Annotated in this window: 14 protein-coding genes and 1 pseudogene; 5 read left to right on the plus strand and 10 right to left on the minus strand. The window is 71.7% G+C overall.

Annotated features, from left to right (window positions below; translation table 11 throughout):
* A partial coding sequence (locus HMPREF0591_RS07925) for a DNA polymerase Y family protein (RefSeq protein WP_007167954.1) occupies positions 1 to 1410 on the plus strand: 1410 nt, incomplete at its 5' end.
* Between the two features lie 5 nt (positions 1411 to 1415).
* Here the strand turns inward: HMPREF0591_RS07925 and HMPREF0591_RS07930 are convergent.
* The 7 genes from HMPREF0591_RS07930 to HMPREF0591_RS07960 form a co-directional block, all read right to left on the minus strand.
* A complete protein-coding gene (locus tag HMPREF0591_RS07930; protein ID WP_007167955.1) occupies positions 1416 to 2570 on the minus strand; it encodes an alpha-hydroxy-acid oxidizing protein in 1155 nt (384 codons plus the stop codon).
* Between the two features lie 76 nt (positions 2571 to 2646).
* On the minus strand, positions 2647 to 4431 hold the full coding sequence (locus tag HMPREF0591_RS07935) for a glycoside hydrolase family 15 protein (protein ID WP_007167956.1): 1785 nt from the start codon (positions 4429 to 4431) through the stop codon (positions 2647 to 2649).
* Between the two features lie 24 nt (positions 4432 to 4455).
* On the minus strand, positions 4456 to 4920 hold the full coding sequence (locus tag HMPREF0591_RS07940) for a hypothetical protein (protein WP_007167957.1): 465 nt from the start codon (positions 4918 to 4920) through the stop codon (positions 4456 to 4458).
* On the minus strand, positions 4917 to 5879 hold the full coding sequence (locus HMPREF0591_RS07945; protein ID WP_007167958.1) for a nucleoside hydrolase: 963 nt from the start codon (positions 5877 to 5879) through the stop codon (positions 4917 to 4919). Before HMPREF0591_RS07945 ends, HMPREF0591_RS07940 begins: the two co-directional genes overlap by 4 nt.
* Complete coding sequence (locus HMPREF0591_RS07950; RefSeq protein ID WP_007167959.1) at positions 5876 to 6643, minus strand: 2OG-Fe dioxygenase family protein; 768 nt, start codon at positions 6641 to 6643, stop codon at positions 5876 to 5878. The genes HMPREF0591_RS07945 and HMPREF0591_RS07950 overlap by 4 nt, the downstream gene beginning before the upstream one ends.
* Before the next feature lie 7 nt (positions 6644 to 6650).
* Entirely contained in the window at positions 6651 to 8645 is a 1995-nt protein-coding gene (locus tag HMPREF0591_RS07955; protein WP_007167960.1) for an SDR family oxidoreductase, read from the minus strand.
* 199 nt (positions 8646 to 8844) lie between these two features.
* Complete coding sequence (locus HMPREF0591_RS07960; RefSeq protein ID WP_007167961.1) at positions 8845 to 9558, minus strand: histidine phosphatase family protein; 714 nt, start codon at positions 9556 to 9558, stop codon at positions 8845 to 8847.
* Positions 9559 to 9642: 84 nt separating this feature from the next.
* Between HMPREF0591_RS07960 and HMPREF0591_RS07965 the strand changes: the two genes are divergently transcribed.
* Positions 9643 to 10515 carry a MaoC family dehydratase gene (locus tag HMPREF0591_RS07965; protein ID WP_040622076.1) on the plus strand — a complete coding sequence of 291 codons (873 nt, stop codon included), beginning with the start codon at positions 9643 to 9645 and terminating at the stop codon, positions 10513 to 10515.
* Here the strand turns inward: HMPREF0591_RS07965 and otsB are convergent.
* A complete protein-coding gene (gene otsB / locus HMPREF0591_RS07970; RefSeq protein WP_007167963.1) occupies positions 10512 to 11642 on the minus strand; it encodes a trehalose-phosphatase in 1131 nt (376 codons plus the stop codon). The genes HMPREF0591_RS07965 and otsB overlap by 4 nt on opposite strands.
* A 54-nt stretch (positions 11643 to 11696) precedes the next feature.
* On the opposite strand from otsB, the gene HMPREF0591_RS07975 reads away from it, so the two are divergent.
* Both HMPREF0591_RS07975 and HMPREF0591_RS07980 read left to right on the plus strand, forming a co-directional pair.
* Positions 11697 to 14975 carry an error-prone DNA polymerase gene (locus tag HMPREF0591_RS07975; RefSeq protein WP_040621396.1) on the plus strand — a complete coding sequence of 1093 codons (3279 nt, stop codon included), beginning with the start codon at positions 11697 to 11699 and terminating at the stop codon, positions 14973 to 14975.
* Between the two features lie 90 nt (positions 14976 to 15065).
* A complete protein-coding gene (locus tag HMPREF0591_RS07980; protein WP_007167965.1) occupies positions 15066 to 15710 on the plus strand; it encodes a nitroreductase family protein in 645 nt (214 codons plus the stop codon).
* On the opposite strand, the gene HMPREF0591_RS07985 is transcribed toward HMPREF0591_RS07980, so the two are convergent.
* Positions 15711 to 16037, minus strand: coding sequence for a YciI family protein (locus HMPREF0591_RS07985; protein ID WP_007167966.1), 327 nt, complete (start codon positions 16035 to 16037; stop codon positions 15711 to 15713).
* A 36-nt stretch (positions 16038 to 16073) separates the two neighbouring features.
* The gene (locus HMPREF0591_RS07990; RefSeq protein ID WP_007167967.1) at positions 16074 to 16538 is read right to left on the minus strand and encodes a tRNA (cytidine(34)-2'-O)-methyltransferase; all 465 of its coding nucleotides are present in this window, start codon (positions 16536 to 16538) and stop codon (positions 16074 to 16076) included.
* A 17-nt stretch (positions 16539 to 16555) separates the two neighbouring features.
* On the opposite strand from HMPREF0591_RS07990, the pseudogene HMPREF0591_RS07995 reads away from it, so the two are divergent.
* Positions 16556 to 16717 (plus strand): annotated as a pseudogene (locus HMPREF0591_RS07995) (SAM-dependent methyltransferase); the annotation flags it as partial.

Below are 16717 nucleotides of genomic sequence, written 5' to 3' on the forward strand. Positions count from 1 at the left end.
GCGGCGGCCCGGTGCCCGCAGCTGCACGTCGGCGCCGCCGACACCGACCGCGACGCTCGCCACTTCGAGGCGGTCGTTGCGGCGGTGGACGACCTGGTGCCGCGCGCCGAGGTGCTGCGGCCCGGGCTCTTGGTGCTGCCGGTGCGCGGGGCGGCCCGCTATTTCGGCTCCGAGGCCGACGCGGCCGAGCGGCTGATCGACGCGGTGGCGGTGAGTTCACTGGCCGGCGCCGAGTGTCAGGTCGGGATCGCCGACCGGTTGTCCACCGCGGTCTTCGCCGCGCGGGCGGGCCGGATCGTCCCGGCGGGCGGCGACGCGAAGTTCCTGTCGGCGCTGTCGATCCGCCAGCTCGCCACCGAACCCAGCCTGTGCGGTCCCGGCCGCGAAGAGCTGACGGACCTGTTGTGGCGGATGGGAATTCGCACCATCGGACAGTTCGCCGCGCTGTCGGCCACCGACGTGGCTTCGCGGTTCGGCGCCGACGGGGTGACCGCGCACCGGTTGGCCCGCGGCGAAGCCGAGCGGGGACCGTCCGGCCGGGAGCCGCCGGAGGAGCTGGAGGCCGTGCTGGACTGCGACCCGCCGATCGACCGGGTCGATGCCGCGGCCTTCGCCGGGCGCTCGCTGGCCGGCGCGCTGCACCGGACGCTGATGGCCGCCGGGGTGGGCTGCACCCGGCTGGCCATCCACGCCGTCACCGCCAACGGCGAGGAACTGCACCGGGTGTGGCGGTGCGCCGAGCCGTTGACCGAGGACGCCACCGCCGACCGGGTGCGCTGGCAACTGGACGGCTGGTTGAGCAGCCGGACCGCGCGCAACCCCCGGCCGACGGCGGCGGTGACGCTGTTGCGGCTGCAGGCGGTCGAGGTGGTGTCGGCCGGGGCGCTGCAGCTGCCGCTGTGGGGTGGCCTGGGCGAGGAGGATCGGCTGCGGGCCCGCCGCGCCCTGGTGCGGGTGCAGGGCCTGCTCGGCCCCGAGGCGGTGCGGGTGCCGGTGCTGTCCGGCGGGCGCGGGCCGGCCGAGCGCATCACGTTGACCCCGCTGGGTGACGAACTCCTCCCGCGCGCCGACCCGGGCCTGCCGTGGCCCGGCCGGCTGCCCGAGCCCTCGCCGGCCGTGCTGCTCGACGATCCAGTGGAAATGCTTGACGCCCAAGGCAATCCGGTTCGGGTGACGAACCGGGGACTGTTCTCCGCCGACCCGGCGCGGCTGATGGTGCACGGCCGGGACGAACGGCTGGACTGGTGGGCCGGGCCATGGCCGGTCGACGAGCGGTGGTGGGATGACCGGCGTGTGGCCGGTCAAGGGGGGAGTCGCACCGCCCGCGCCCAGGTCCTGCTGGAGGGCGAGCGGGCGTTTCTGCTGTGCTACCGCCAACGGCGCTGGTACCTCGAGGGCAGCTATGAGTAGGGGCGCTACCCGGTGGGCCGCAACGCGTCCGGCGTCAGGTCCTTGAGCGAGGGGTACCCGTCGACGGCCATGATCAGGTCCGCCTCGGCCAGCAGCGAGCGCAGCACATGCACGACGCCGTCGACGCCGCCGAGCGCCAGCCCGTAGGCGTAGGGCCGGCCGATCCCCACCGCGCTCGCCCCCATCGCCAGGGCCTTGATGATGTCGGCGCCGCCGCGCACGCCCGAGTCGAACAGCACCGGCATCCCGTCGGCGGCCTCGAGCACCCCGGGCAACGCGTCCAGGCAGGGCAACCCGCCGTTGGCCTGCCGGCCGCCGTGATTGGAGCAGTAAATGCCATCCACCCCAAGGTCTTTGGCGTGGCGCACGTCGTCGGGGTGGCAGATGCCCTTGACCATCAGCGGCAGGTCGGTCTCCGACCGCAGCCACTCGAGGTCGTCCCACCGGAACGGACCGCCGAAGATCGGCAGCTTGCGCACCGCCGCCTCGGTGGCGTCTTCGCCGGGTTGCAGCCCGGCGCGAAAAACAGGATCGCTGGTGTAGTTGGCCAGGCATCCACTGGGCACCTGCGGATAATTCCCGCCCCGCAGGTCGCGCGGTCGCCAGCCGGTGACCCAGGTGTCGAGGGTGACAGCGATCCCCTTGAAACCGCACGCCTCGGCGCGGTGCACCAGGCTGGCCGCCATTTCCCGGTCCGGTGGCGTGTACAGCTGGAAAAACGCAGGGGTGTTGCCGAGTGCGGCGGCGAGGTCTTCCATCGGGTCGGCGGTCAACGTTCCCACGAAGAACGGCACATCCGTGCGGACCGAGGCACGCACGCAGGCCAAGTCGCCATGGCCGTCCTGAGCGCACACCCCGATGACACCGATGGGGGCCATGAAGATCGGCGACGGGAACCTGATCCCGAACAGCTCGACGGACATGTCCCGCTCCTCGGGGGCGATGCCCATGCGCGGGTACAGGCCCCACCGCTTGAAGGCCTCGGAGTTGGCGCGCTGGGTGTGCTCGTCGCCGGCGCCGCCGGCGACGTACTGCAGCACCTTCGGCGTCATGGCCGCCGACGCTTTTGCCTCCAGCTCCTCGAATCTGATCGGGTATTGCGGCTGATTGCCGTGCAGCGATTGGTCGTACAACTCGTTTTGGTAATCGGCGAAGGCCATGACCGCTGCAGTACCCGCCGTTCGGTCCACCAAACGGGGCCGACCCCGTCCGCCCCGCTGACGAGCGCCGAGCCTGTCATCCCGTCCCGGTGCCAACGCATGGGCCGCCGACGTCTTTCAACCGGTGCGCCGTCTCGAACAGCAATGCGTGCACGAAGGCTTGGGGCACGTTGCCGCGCAGTTGGCGCTGTGCGATGTCGAATTCCTCGGTGTAGAGGCCGGGCGGCCCGCAGGCGGTCCGGTTGCGTTCCAACCACCGGACCGCCGCCAGGTGGTTGCCTTGCTGGTGGTCTGCCAACGCCATCACGAACGAGCAGAACAGGAATGCGCCTTCGGCTTCGCCGAGCGGCCGCTCGTCCGGGCGGAACCGGTACACGAACCCGTGTCGGCCGAGATCGGCGCGCACGGCCTCCACGGTGGCGACGGTGCGCGGATCGGTGGCGGGAACCGCGCCGCGGATCGACGGCATCAGCAGTGCCGCGTCGACGCGCGGATCGTCCGGCGCTCGTTGCCATCGGCCGTCCGGATGCAGGCTGTGCGAAGCGGTGTCGGCGACCAGCAGATCGGCCAGGCGCTCCCACTCGGCGCCCTGCCGCGCCGGCGCGACTTGGCCGATCTGCCGCAGCCCGGCGGCACAGGTCAGCCGGGAATGCGACCAGTGCCGGTTGTCGAGTTCCCAGATCCCGGCGTCGGGTTCATGCCATCGCCGGCCGATGGACTCCACCAACGACTCCACGGCGCGCCAATGCACTTTGTCGAGTCGGTCGAGCCTGGCGGCGGCCGCGAACAACAGGAGCGCCTCGCCGAAGGCATCGAGTTGGAATTGGCCGGTCACCCAGTTGCCGGTCTTCACGCTGGCGCCGGGATAACCGGGCAGATCGAGGTCCTCCTCCTCGGGCACCAGATCGCCGGTGACCCGGTAGGCCGGTTTGAGTTGCGGACCGTCGGCCAGGACGCGTTCGCTGACGAACCCCACCGCGTCGTCGAGCAACGGAAGGGGCCCGGCGGCCGCGACGGCCTGCCCGGTGTAGCACTGGTCGCGGATCCAGCAGTAGCGGTAGTCGTAGTTGCGGCCCTGCTCGGCGCGTTCCGGCAGCGACATGGTGGCCGCGGCCACCATGCCGCCGCCGCCGCTCGTCAGGCCGCGCAGTACCGAGTACGCGGCGCGGCAGTCGCCGTCGGCCATCGTCCCGGAAAAGGCCGGAACCGCTTGGTGCCAAGCATTTTCGGTGTCCGCCCAGATGGCGTTGGGCCGGGTGACGCCGGACGGCAGTTCGCGGTCGGACAGTTCGAGCACCAGGTCGTGATCTCGTCCCGGGGTCACCTCGAGAGTCGCCTGCAGTGAGCCGTCCTCGCACGGCGCGGCGGCGGCGGCACCCGTCCAGCGGAAACGGTGCGGCCCCGACCGTCCGGCCCACACCCCGTCGCCGCACGACAGGTCGCCCATGGGCTCGGCGCCGAACCCGGCCCGCACGTCGAGCGCGATCCGCATCCGGACCGGCTTGTTCAGGGCGCTGATGCGGCGCAGCACCACGGCCCGGTGCGGGTCTCCGGGAAACGCCAGCGCCTCCCGGCACTCGACGATCCCGTCGTCGGTGACCCAGCGCGACCGCCAGATCAGCGTCCGCGGTTCGTAGCGTCCGCCCCACACGAAGCGGGCGCGGTCCGGGGCGACGACGTAGGCGCCGTTGCCGCCCAGCAGCGAGCTGAACACCGCGGGACTGTCCCATCGCGGCGAGCACATCCAGCAGCAGTCTCCGCGCGGCCCGACGACGACTCCGCGTTCCCCGTCGGCGAGCAACGCATATTCGCGCAGGACGTGCGGCGAGAGCAGTTCCGCCAGGGGTGATCGGTCGGTCATCGGATCCCTTCGCCGTCGCGAGGTCTATCGACTGGGCGCGCCCGCCCGCGCCGCCTGCGCCTGCGACATCAGCCGGCGACCGCCGGGCAAAGCCCCGAAAACGGTGCGGGCCAACCGGTCACGACCGCGGACGTCCGTGGTCCGGGCGTTGCCGGTGTGCAGGTGCCGCAACGCCAGACCGGCCCACAACGCGGCGGCGACGCCGTCCACGACGCCCCCGCGGGCCCGCCGCCGGTCCACCGCGGCCAGGCCGAACGCGGTCATCGAGTGCACGGCGTCCACCCAGATTCCCGCGGCCAGGACCTCCGGGCTGGGATTGATGCCCGAGAAGGAGGCCTGGACGAGGTGACGAGCCCCCAGGATGCGGGTGATGACCAGCGCCTTGCGGTCGACCTCCACGCCATGGACGTGGGTGAGCACCTCGGCGGGCGCCGCCAGCAACGCGGCACCCCAGCCCGCACGCACCAGTTCGAAGCCGCGAAATTTCATGCGCCGACCCGATTCACGAACCGCCCGACCCGCTCGACCAACCGGTCGAAGAAGGCGGCTGGATCCACGTGGACGCCGATGAGCGCGTTGGGTTTTCGGCTTCCCGACATGTCGGCGACCGTGACGCCCCGGGTCGGGACATCCGCCAGTTCGACGTCCACCGTCGCGGCCCTGGTCGAAATCAGCTGGGGATCGAGGGCAACCGCGGCGGCCAAGGGATCGTGCATAAAGGCGGTATACCCATATCCGCGCTCTTCATGAGACTCGAAATAGAATCGCATCGCGTCCTCGATCACCGTCATCAATCGAGAACCGCCCGCGCCGGTGGCTTGCGCGGACAGGCGGGCCAGAATGTCCGGGGTCATCGCGACACGTCTGGTGAGGTCCAACCCACAGACAATCGGCGGCTGTCCCCGCCGGGACCAGCCGGCGAGAACCTCGTTCGCCGCCTCCGGATCGACCCGGATGTTCCACTCCGCCATCGGGTTGGTGTCGGGGCCGAACGCGCCGCCCATGATCACCAGCCGCCGCAGCAGCGTCGGCAGGGCGGGCTCACGGCGCAGCGCCAACGCCAGGTTCGTCAACGGCCCGGTGACCAGGCCGGTCAGCGTTCCGGGGTGCGAACGCGCCGCACGGACCCATGCGCCGGTGGCGTCGTAACCGGTGACCCGCCGGTCGGTGGCGGGCAGTTCGGCATACCCCAGGCCCGAGGGGCCGTGGAACTTCGACCGGTGAGACCACCGGCCGTGCAGCGGTTCGTCGGCGCCCCTGGACACCGGAATGCTTGGGGCCCCGCATAATTCGAGCAGGCCGAGGTTGTTGGCGCAGACCTGCTCAACGTGGATGTTGCCGCCGGTCGAGGCGATGCCCAGCACGTCGGCGTCCGGGCTGGCCAGCAGGTATATCAACGCCAGCGCGTCGTCGATGCCGGTGTCGACGTCGACGAAGACGGCGTTCACGTCCAGCGGGACGCGAACGTGACGACCAGGACGTCGCGTCGAGCGGGCCCGGAACCGTCGATCGGGCGGACCGGGGAAACGCCGTGCAGGGTGCGACGGTCGTCGCCGAGCAGCAGCGTGCCGGGCTCGGCCAGCGTCGTCGTCAGCAACGTCCGGCCATCGGGCGCGCACACCCGGCTCTCGCCGCCGACGGCGTTGCGGCGCCCGATCAGGAGCGAGGTGACGAGGGTGACCCCGTCCCGGTGCAGCCCTTCGGGCGTCGGCGCGCCGTCGGCGCCCGCGGACGAACGGGTGCGGAAAGGATGCACCTTGACGTTCCAGTCCGCCACCTCGTCGAGGGCGGCGGCCACCCGGGCCAGCAGCCCGATCAGCTTGTGCAGCAACGGGTCCGCGGCGAAGGCGTCGGTCAGCGGCTCGAAGACCCGGTCCTTGCCGACGTAGAGCGGGTTGGAGTCATCCGGCTGCGCGAACACCCCCCGCGGCTGCGGGCGCATCGCGCCGTCCCGGAACGCGTACTGGCCGTACCGGCGCAGCCGCGTGACCCCCAGCTCCGCGGCGTAGGGGTCGGGCGCCAAGTCCTCCCAGTGCCGGGCGAACCGGGTCCATTCTTCCCGGCCAACGCCCAGGCTTCGTGTGACGTCGAGCGAGGACATCACGCACGCACCGGTTGTGGCGACGAGCCGGGCGGCGGTGGCTACGGGGTCGGCGCCGGTCCGCTCGTCGCAAACGGTCACCGCGGCGGGATACCGCAATCCGGTGGGCATGAAACGTTCACCAGTGCACCCCGGGGACCAGGCGCACCAACCGCTTGACCGGCCGTGGCGTCCGGATGCCACCGGTGACGGCGCGTGCGGGCCGCCTCGGCTTGCGCCGCGGCGGGGGAGCCGCGGCCGGTTCGGGGGCCAGGCCGCGGGCGGCGGCCGAGTCGGGGTAACCCAGATAGAGCTGGTGCAGGATGCGCCGCGACGTCCGCGGCGCGAAGTAGTTGCCGACTTCGGCCAGCGTGCCCAGTGGGGTGTCGATGCGCGCCGGCTTCTCCACCAGCCCGCGGACCACCATCGCGGCGGCGCGCTCCGGGCTGATCGCGGGCACCGGGTTGAGCCGGTGCGACGGCGCGATCATCGGCGTACGGACCAGCGGCATATGGATATTGGTGAACGTGATGTGGTCGGACAGCGTCTCGGAGGAGACGACGTCGGCGAACGCGTCCAGCGCCGCCTTGGTGGGCAGGTACGAGCTGTACTTGGGGTTGCGTGCCTGCACGCCGGCGCTGGACACGTTGACGACGTGACCGAAGCGGCGCTCACGCCAGTGCGGGAGCAGCGCCAGCACCATGCGCACCGCGCCGAAGTAGTTGACCGCCATCACGCGCTCGTAGTCGTGCAGCCGGTCGGTGGAATTGACCACCGAGCGGCGGATCGATCGGCCGGCGTTGTTCACCAGGTAGTCGACGTGGTCGAACCGGCCGAGGATGTCCTTGATGGTGTGCTCGACGGACGCGGAATCGGTGACGTCGCAGGGGAATGCGTGGGCGTCACCGCCGCCGGCGCGGATCTGGGCGACCAGCTCGTCGAGCGCGTCGCCGTTGCGGGCCAGCGCGAACACCGTCGCCCCGCGGTCGGCGACCGCGATCGCCGCCGCCCGGCCGATGCCGCTGGAGGCGCCGGTGATGATGACGTGCCGGCCGCGCAGCGGATCGCTGCGGCGGGCGCGGTCGGGGTCGAGGTGCTCGGCCCAGTACCGCCACAGCTGTGGGGCGTAGCTGGCAAATTCCGGCACGTCAATGCCCGTGCCCGCCAACGCCTTCCGGGTCTGGTCGCTGACGAAGGTGGGCTTGAGGTCGACGAGGTCGAAGACCTCGGCGGGGATGCCCAGCTGGGTGGCGGCCATGTTGCGCAGCACCCGGGCCCGCCCGCGCACCTTGAGCACCGGGGCGGCCACCGAGCCGGGCAGCGACCCGCGCGCCCGCGGCAGCCCGGCCGCCTTGGCCACGCCGCGGTAGATGCCGCGCAGCCCAACGGTTTTGGGGGCGGTGAGGTGGAAGGTGCGGCCGTCCTGACCGTCGGCGTGCATGAGCGCGACGAGCGCGTCGACGACGTAGTCGACCGGCACGATGTTGGTGCGCCCCGTATCGGGCAACAGGATTGGCGTCAGCGACGGCAGCACCGCCAGCCTGGCGAGCACGCCGAAGAAGTAGTACGGCCCGTCGACCTTGTCCATCTCGCCGGTGCGCGAGTCGCCGACCACCACGGCCGGGCGGTAGATCCGATAGCGCAGCCCGGGCGCCGACCGCACCAGCAGCTCGGCCTCGAACTTCGTCCGGTGGTAGGGGGTGGGCAGCCGCTGGCCGACGTCGAAGTCGTCCTCGGTGAACTCGCCGGGAAACTCACCGGCCACTGCGATCGAGGACACGTGGTGCAGTGTCGCGCCCAGCCGCTGCGCCAGCGCGATGACGGCGCGGGTGCCCTCGACGTTGGTGGCCCGCTGGTCGGCCTCGCCGGCGGTGATGTCGTAGACGGCCGCGCAGTGCACGACGTGATCGACGCGGCCCAGCTCGGCGAGGGTCGCGTCGGTCAGGTCCAGCTCCGGCAGGCCCGCGACCAGGGGCTTGACCCGCTCGCCCCAGTCGGCCGCAAGCCGCTCGAAGCGGCCCAGCGACTGCCGCCGGACCAGCACCCACACCCGCGCGTCGGGCCGGGTGGCCAGCAGGCGATCCACGACTCGGCGACCGATAAACCCGGTACCGCCGGTAACGACATACCGCATGCAGCCATCGTGGTGGCTGGCGGAGGCCGCGTCAACCCGTGGCGATCGCAAGCGCGGCGCGGCCGGGCGCGGCGGGTCGCCACCGTGAATCCCGTGGCGATCGCAAGCGCGGCGCGGCCGGGCGCGGCGGGTCGCCACCATGAATCCCGTGGCGATCGCAAGCGCGGCGCGGCCGGGCGCGGCGAATCGCCACCGTGAATTAGCTGTGGAAATCCCGGATGCCGTCCCAGTCGACCAGCGTCCAGCCGGTCACCGGGTTGCCCGTGATCACGACGCGCCCGATGTTGGGTATGGGGTGGCTGTTCAGCAAGCTGTCCTTGGCGTTCTTCGCGTTCATCAGCGTCCAGTACTCGATGGCGAACTTGTGCGAGAACACCACCGGGTTGTGCTGGCCGCTGCTGTAGACCTTCTGGACGGCGGCGGTGAACTGCTCGTTGAACTGCTTGCCGTCGATCGACCCGGGGATGCTGTTCTGCACGTCGCCCTTGAGCCAGTCCGCCGGCGCCAGCAGGTACGTCGCATTTTCCTGGGCAACCGGCTTGCCGTCGAACCACCCGGCGTTGATCTCCTGAATGCCTTGCAGCACCTCGACTTGCTTGCCGAGCTCGGCGGCCAACGGTGCGGCCGTCTGCTGGGCCCGGGCCATGGTGGAGGCGTAGATGCCGTCATAGTCCTTGTGCCCCGCCTGGTGTGCGACCTGTTGGGCCTGCCCCTTGCCCTCGGGGGTGAGGCCCGGGCCCGGCACCGAGGTGTCGATGACCCCGTTGGCGTTGGCTTCCGACTCGGCGTGCCGGATGAACGTCACGGTGATGCTGCGCGCCTGCGGCGATCCGCCACAGGCGCCGACGACGAGCGCCGCGGTGAGCACCGCGAGCGCCTTCGAGACGTTGGAGACCCACCTGCGCTTCGGCATGGGAGATAGCCTGCCCTGCCGACCGTGTCGGTGGGAAGGGTTTGCGATGGTTAAGTGGAGAAAATACTCGCGAAGGAGACTCAGATGGCGATTGACCCGAGTGCCGTCGGCGCGGTGACCGAACCGATGCTGTTCGAATGGACCGACCGCGACACCCTGCTGTACGCGCTCGGCGTCGGCGCCGGCCTCGACGACCTGTCCTTCACCACCGAGAACAGCCACGGCATCGAGCAGCAGGTGCTGCCCACCTACGCGGTGATCTGCTGTCCCGCGTTCGGGGCGGCCGGCAAGGTCGGAACGTTCAACTGGGCCATGCTCTTACACGGCTCGCAGGAGATCCGGCTGCACGCGCCGCTGCCGCCGGCGGGGAAGCTGTCGGTGGTCACCGAGGTCGCCGACATCCAGGACAAGGGCGAGGGCAAGAACGCCATCCTGGTGTTGCGCGGCCGGGGCACCGACCCGGACTCGGAGAAGCTGATCGCCGAGACGCTCACCACCCTGGTGATCCGCGGCGAGGGCGGGTTCGGCGGTGTGCCGGGACAGCGGCCGGTGGCGCCGGAGATCCCGGACCGCGAACCCGACGCCCGGGTCGCCCTGCCGACCCGCGAAGACCAGGCGCTGATCTACCGGCTCTCCGGCGACCGCAACCCGCTGCACAGCGACCCGTGGTTCGCCCGGGAGATGGCCGGTTTCCCCAAGCCGATCCTGCACGGGCTGTGCAGCTACGGGGTGGCGGGCCGCGCGCTGCTCGCCGAGCTCGGTGGCGGGGTTGCCGCCAACATCACCTCGATCGCCGCGCGGTTCACCTCCCCGGTGTTTCCCGGTGAGACGCTGACGACGCTGATCTGGCGCACCGATCCGGGCAAGGCGGTGTTCCGCACCGAGGCGTCGGGTGCCGAGGGTTCCGGGCCTCGCGTGGTGCTCGACGACGGCGCGGTGGAATACGTGCAGGCCTAGCGGGACAGCCGGCGCGCCAGCAGGGCGGTGAACTCGCCGGCGCGCGCGGGGCTGTCCAGCGCGTACCGCGCCGCGGTGGCGCGGTCGCCGTCGTCGTAGTGCCGCACCAGGATTGGCACACCTCCCTCGCGGATAGCGTCGAACGCGTCCTCGTCGGTGATGTCGTCGCCCAGATAGACCGGCGTCAGCGGGCCCGACTCCGCCCCGGTCAGGTGGTCGAGCACCCAGCGCAGCGTCTTGCCCTTGTCCCAGTCCATATCCGGGCGCAGCTCGATGACCTCGCGGCCGGTGGTCACTCGCAGGCCGTCGCGCCGGCCCGCCGCGCGCACCGCGGCCGCCACCTCGCCGACCCGGTCGCGCGCGGCGTTGCGGTAGTGCACGGCGACCCCAAACCGCTTGTGCTCCACCACCACACCGGGGATGGCGCCGAGCCGCTCGCGCAGCTCGCCGGCCGCGCGCTCCAGCACCGGCACGGCCGTCGCGGCGGCGTCGTTCTGGTGGTGCGTGCCGTCGGGCGCGGTCAGCTCGAAACCGTGGCTCCCGGCATACCAAATCCCTTGCACCCCAACACGCTTGGTCACGTCGGCCAGATCGCGGCCCGACAGCACCGCGACCGGGCACCGGTGGGCCAGCTCTCGCAGCGCCTCGGTGGCCCCGGCGACCGGGACGGCCGCGTCGGGGTCGTTGACGATGTCGGACAGCGTGCCGTCGAAGTCGAAGAACACCGCCGGCCGGCGCGCGGCCAGGTCGTCCAGCGCCGTCAGCGCGTCGGGCAGCTGCGACATCCGGCGGTCCCCGGTGCGCACGGTGACCTCGCGGAGGTCGGCCACCACCGCGTCGGCGCCGGCGTCGCGCAGCGCGTCGCCGTGCCCCGCCCGGTCGACCCCGATGACCAACGCGAATCCGGCGGCGCGCGCCGCCCCGACGCTCGCCGCGTCGGCGGTGACGACCGCGCACCGGCCGGGCCGCACGCCCAACTCGTCGGCCGCCCTGGAGGGCCCGTCGGTGAAGACCGCGCTGCCCACGCCGATCTCGCGCAGCCGCCCGTCCAGGGCGGGGTCGGGGGCGTCGAACAGCACCGCGTCATGGCGACGCGGGTCGATGATGACCGGTCCCGGCTCTGGCATGCCCCCACCTTCTCACCGGCGACAATTCGAACACACATTCGATAGACTGCGGCTGTGGGCTGGTTTAATGGTCCGCCGAGCTGGGCGGAAATGGAGCGGGTGCTCGACAGCAAGCCGCGCCATGCCGGGGTGCCGGCGGGGCCCGGGGAGGATGGCCCCCTGTCGTCCAGGCGCGGGACGTACCGGCCGCCCGACGGGGCACGGGGGGCGCGCTCGTCCGTTCCCTATGCCGAGCTGCACGCGCATTCGGCGTTCAGCTTCCTGGACGGGGCCAGCACGCCGGAGGAGCTGGTCGAGGAGGCCGCCCGGCTGGGGTTGCGCGCCCTGGCGCTGACCGACCACGACGGCCTGTACGGGGCGGTGCGGTTCGCCGAAGCGGCCGCCGAGCTCGAGCTGCGCACCGTGTTCGGCGCCGAGCTGTCCCTGGGGCCGGGCGCCCGCACCGAGACGCCCGATCCGCCCGGCCCGCACCTGCTGGTGCTGGCCCGCGGGCCGGAAGGCTACCGGCGGCTGTCGCGGCAGCTGGCCGCGGCGCACCTGGCCGGCGGGGAGAAGGGCAAGCCGCGCTACGACTTCGACGCGCTGACCGAGGCCGCCGGCGGGCACTGGCACATCCTGACCGGGTGCCGCAAAGGCCATGTCCGCCAAGCCCTGTCGCAAGGTCCGGACGCGGCGGGGCGGGCGCTGGCCGACCTGGTGGACCGGTTCGGCGCGGATCGCGTCAGCATCGAGCTGACGCACCACGGCCAACCGCCCGACGACGAACGCAACGCGGCGCTGGCCGGGTTGGCGCCGCGCTTCGGTGTCGGCGTCGTCGCCACCACCGGGGCGCATTTCGCGGGGCCGTCGCGGCGCCGGCTGGCCATGGCGATGGGCGCCATCCGGGCCCGGCAGTCCCTGGACGCCGCCGCCGGATGGCTGGCCCCGCTGGGGGGTTCGCACCTGCGGTCCGGCGAGGAGATGGCGCGGCTCTTCGCCTGGCGGCCGGACGCGGTGACCGCCGCGGCCGACCTCGGCGAGCAGTGCGCGTTCGGCCTGGCGTTGATCGCGCCGCGGCTGCCGCCCTTCGACGTGCCCGCCGGGCACACCGAGGACAGCTGGCTGCGGCAGCTGACCATGACGGGTGCGCGCGGCCGCTACGGGACCCCCGATGCCGCCCCGCGGGCATTCTCCCAGATCGAGCATGAGCTGAAAGTGATTGCCCGGCTGCAATTTCCGGGTTACTTCCTGGTGGTGCACGACATCGCCCGGTTCTGCCGGGAGAACAACATCCTGTGCCAGGGCAGGGGATCGGCGGCCAACTCCGCGGTCTGTTATGCCCTCGGTGTCACCGCGGTGGACCCGGTGGCCAACGAGCTGCTGTTCGAGCGGTTTTTGTCGCCGGCCCGCGACGGGCCGCCCGACATCGACATGGACATCGAATCCGACCAGCGCGAGAAGGTCATCCAATACGTCTACGACAAGTACGGCCGCGACTACGCCGCCCAGGTCGCCAACGTCATCACCTACCGGGGGCGGATCGCGGTGCGCGACATGGCCCGCGCCCTGGGCTTCTCGCAGGGCCAGCAGGACGCGTGGAGCAAGCAGCTCGGCCACTGGAATGGGCTCGCCGACTCGCCCGACGTCGAGGGCATCCCGCCACAGGTGGTCGACCTGGCGAACCAGATCCGGAACCTGCCGCGGCACATGGGCATTCACTCCGGCGGCATGGTGATCTGCGACCGCCCGATCGCCGACGTGTGCCCGGTGGAGTGGGCGCGCATGGCGAACCGCAGCGTGTTGCAGTGGGACAAGGACGACTGCGCGGCAATCGGTTTGGTGAAATTCGACCTGCTGGGGCTGGGCATGCTCAGCGCGCTGCACTACGCCATCGACCTGGTGGCCGAGCACAAGGGCATCGAGGTCGACCTGGCCCGGCTCGATCTCTCCGAGCCGGCGGTGTACGAGATGCTGGCCCGCGCCGACTCCGTCGGGGTGTTCCAGGTGGAGTCGCGCGCGCAGATGGCCACGCTGCCGCGGCTGAAGCCGCGGATCTTCTACGACCTGGTGGTGGAGGTCGCGCTGATCCGGCCCGGACCCATCCAGGGCGGTTCGGTGCATCCCTACATCCGGCGGCGCAACGGCCTCGACCCGGTCGTCTACGACCATCCGTCGATGGAGCCGGCGCTGCGAAAGACGCTGGGCGTGCCCCTGTTTCAGGAGCAGCTGATGCAGCTGGCGGTCGACTGCGCGGGCTTTTCCGCCGCCGAGGCCGACCAGCTGCGCCGCGCGATGGGGTCCAAGCGTTCGACCGAACGGATGCGGCGGCTGCGCGACCGGTTCTACGACGGCATGCGCGCGCTGCACGGCGCCACCGACGAGGTGATCGACCGCGCCTACGAGAAGCTGGAGGCGTTCGCCAATTTCGGCTTCCCGGAAAGCCACGCGCTGTCGTTCGCGTCGCTGGTGTTCTACTCGTCGTGGTTCAAGCTGCACCACCCGGCGGCGTTCTGCGCGGCGCTGCTGCGCGCGCAGCCGATGGGTTTCTATTCGCCGCAATCGCTGGTGGCCGACGCGCGCCGGCACGGCGTGACGGTGCACGGCCCGGACGTCAACGCCAGCCTGGCGCACGCCACGCTGGAGAACGCGGGCACCGAGGTCCGGCTCGGCCTGGGCGCCGTGCGCCACATCGGCGACGACCTCGCCGAGCGGCTGGTGGCCGAGCGAAAGGCCAACGGCCCGTTCGCCTCCCTGCTGGACCTGACCACCCGGCTGCAGCTGAGCGTGCCGCAGACCGAGGCGCTGGCGACGGCCGGCGCCTTCGGCTGCTTCGGGATGTCCCGGCGCGAGGGGCTGTGGGCGGCCGGGGCGGCCGCCACCCAGCGCCCGGACCGGCTGCCCGGGGTGGGCTCGTCGTCGCACGTCCCGGCGCTGCCGGGGATGAGCGAGCTGGAGCTGGCCGCCGCCGACGTGTGGGCCACCGGCGTCTCCCCGGACAGCTACCCGACGCAGTTCCTGCGCGCGGACCTGGACGCGATGGGGGTGGTGCCCGCCGGGAAGCTGCTGGACGTGCCCGACGGGGACCGCGTGCTGATCGCCGGCGCGGTGACCCACCGGCAGCGGCCCGGCACGGCGCAGGGGGTGACATTCCTCAACCTCGAGGACGAGACGGGGATGGTCAACGTGCTGTGCACGCCGGCGGTGTGGGCGCGGCACCGCAAGCTGGCCAACGCCGCGCCGGCGATGCTGGTGCGCGGCCAGGTGCAAAACGCCAGCGGTGCCGTCACCGTCGTGGCCGAGCGGCTGGGCCGCATCACGCTGGCGGTCGGCTCGCGCTCGCGCGACTTCCGCTGACGACCCCCTCGCGAGACTGCAACTGGCTACGGGTCCACTCGGGAAACGCGTCGCGGAATACAGTTTCGCGGGCGTAGGTAACCTCCACCCATGACCCTCAACCTGTCCGTCGACGAAGTCCTCACCACCACCCGCTCGGTCCGCAAACGCCTCGATTTCGACAAGCCGGTGCCCCACGAGGTGCTGATGGAATGCCTCGAACTGGCGCTGCAAGCGCCCACGGGCTCGAATTCGCAGGGCTGGCAATGGGTTTTCGTCGAGGACGCCGAGAAGAAGAAGGCGATCGGCGACGTCTACCTGAACAACGCGCGGGGCTACCTGAGCGCGCCGGCGCCGCAATACGGCGAGGGTGACACCCGCGGCGAGCGGATGGGCAAGGTCCGCGATTCCGCGACCTATCTCGCCGAGCACATGCACGAGGCGCCGGTGCTGTTGATCCCCTGCATCGCGGGCCGCGACGACCAGACGCCGCTGGGCGGCGTGTCGTTCTGGGCCTCGCTGTTCCCGGCGGTCTGGAGCTTCTGCCTGGCGCTGCGCTCCCGCGGGCTGGGCTCGTGCTGGACGACGCTGCACCTGCTCCGCGACGGCGAGCGGCAGGTGGCCGACGTGCTGGGCATTCCCTACGACGAGTACAGCCAGGGCGGGCTGTTCCCGATCGCCTACACGAAGGGCACCGACTTCCGACCGGCCAAGCGGCTGCCCGCCGAGCAGGTCACGCACTGGAACGCCTGGTAATCAGGTCTGCAGAGGCCACACCTCGACGACCCCGTGCGCGACCGCGCAGGGCGTTTGACTCACCCGCTCGATCGCCGCGTCGAGATCGTCGGCCTCCAGCACGGCGAACCCCGCGATCGGCAGCGTGGACCGGAGGAAGGGGCCCTGCTCGATCCGCACCCCCGCGCCGTCCGGGTTGCGCACCTGGACGGGGGCTCCGGCACGGGCGACGAGCGCGCCGGACGCGCTGAGTTCGCCGTCGCGGGCGTGGGCGGCCTGTCTGCGGTCGTCGCTCAACTGGTGGTATCCGGCCTCTTCGCCGTAACCGATGGTGATGAAGGTTGCCATGTCAATGCCGACTCCCGCGGGACGCGGAACTCATCGCTAGACGGCGCCCGAATACCCGTGCTGCCGCCAGGCCTCGTACACGGCGACGGCCGCGGCGTTGGACAGGTTCAGCGAGCGGCGGCCCGCCAGCATCGGGATGCGCACCCGCTCGGTGATGTGCGCGTCGGCCAGCGTCGCCGCGTCCAGCCCGGTCGGTTCCGGCCCGAACAGCAGCACGTCGCCCGGCCGGTAGCGGACGTCGGCGAACGCGGTGGTCGACTGCGCGGTGAAGGCGAACACCCGCGCCGGCGCCAGCGCCTCCCACGCCGCCTGAAGCGACGGATGCACGGTGACCGACGCCAGGTCGTGATAGTCCAGCCCGGCGCGCCGGAGCTGGGGTTCGGACAGGTCGAAGCCCAGCGGCTCGACCAGGTGCAGTTCGCAGCCGGTGGCCGCCGCGGTCCGGATGGCGTTGCCCGTATTCGGGGGGATGCGCGGGGAGTAGAACATCAGCTTGAACACAACGCGATAATGGTCGCATGGTCGAGCAGAGCCTCTGGATGCAGAAAGTCGCTGCCGATCCCGGGCATTCGCAGTGGTACATCGAGCGGTTCCGCGCGATGGCCCGCGCCGGCGACGACCTGGCCGGCGAGGCCCGCTTCGTCGATGCGATGGCGCCGCGCGGCGCCCGCATCCTCGAC

It is taken from the genome of Mycobacterium parascrofulaceum ATCC BAA-614, from assembly GCF_000164135.1.
GTDB lineage: Bacteria > Actinomycetota > Actinomycetes > Mycobacteriales > Mycobacteriaceae > Mycobacterium > Mycobacterium parascrofulaceum.

Bases quoted from the DNA above. Each gene is read 5' to 3' on its own strand.
- HMPREF0591_RS07930 (WP_007167955.1), bottom strand. From the start codon at position 2,570: ATGGCCTTCGCCGATTACCAAAACGAGTTGTACGACCAATCGCTGCAC.
- HMPREF0591_RS07935 (WP_007167956.1), bottom strand. From the start codon at position 4,431: ATGACCGACCGATCACCCCTGGCGGAACTGCTCTCGCCGCACGTCCTG.
- HMPREF0591_RS07940 (WP_007167957.1), bottom strand. From the start codon at position 4,920: ATGAAATTTCGCGGCTTCGAACTGGTGCGTGCGGGCTGGGGTGCCGCG.
- HMPREF0591_RS07950 (WP_007167959.1), bottom strand. From the start codon at position 6,643: ATGCCCACCGGATTGCGGTATCCCGCCGCGGTGACCGTTTGCGACGAG.
- HMPREF0591_RS07955 (WP_007167960.1), bottom strand. From the start codon at position 8,645: ATGCGGTATGTCGTTACCGGCGGTACCGGGTTTATCGGTCGCCGAGTC.
- HMPREF0591_RS07960 (WP_007167961.1), bottom strand. From the start codon at position 9,558: ATGCCGAAGCGCAGGTGGGTCTCCAACGTCTCGAAGGCGCTCGCGGTG.
- HMPREF0591_RS07965 (WP_040622076.1), top strand. From the start codon at position 9,643: ATGGCGATTGACCCGAGTGCCGTCGGCGCGGTGACCGAACCGATGCTG.
- otsB (WP_007167963.1), bottom strand. From the start codon at position 11,642: ATGCCAGAGCCGGGACCGGTCATCATCGACCCGCGTCGCCATGACGCG.
- HMPREF0591_RS07980 (WP_007167965.1), top strand. From the start codon at position 15,066: ATGACCCTCAACCTGTCCGTCGACGAAGTCCTCACCACCACCCGCTCG.
- HMPREF0591_RS07985 (WP_007167966.1), bottom strand. From the start codon at position 16,037: ATGGCAACCTTCATCACCATCGGTTACGGCGAAGAGGCCGGATACCAC.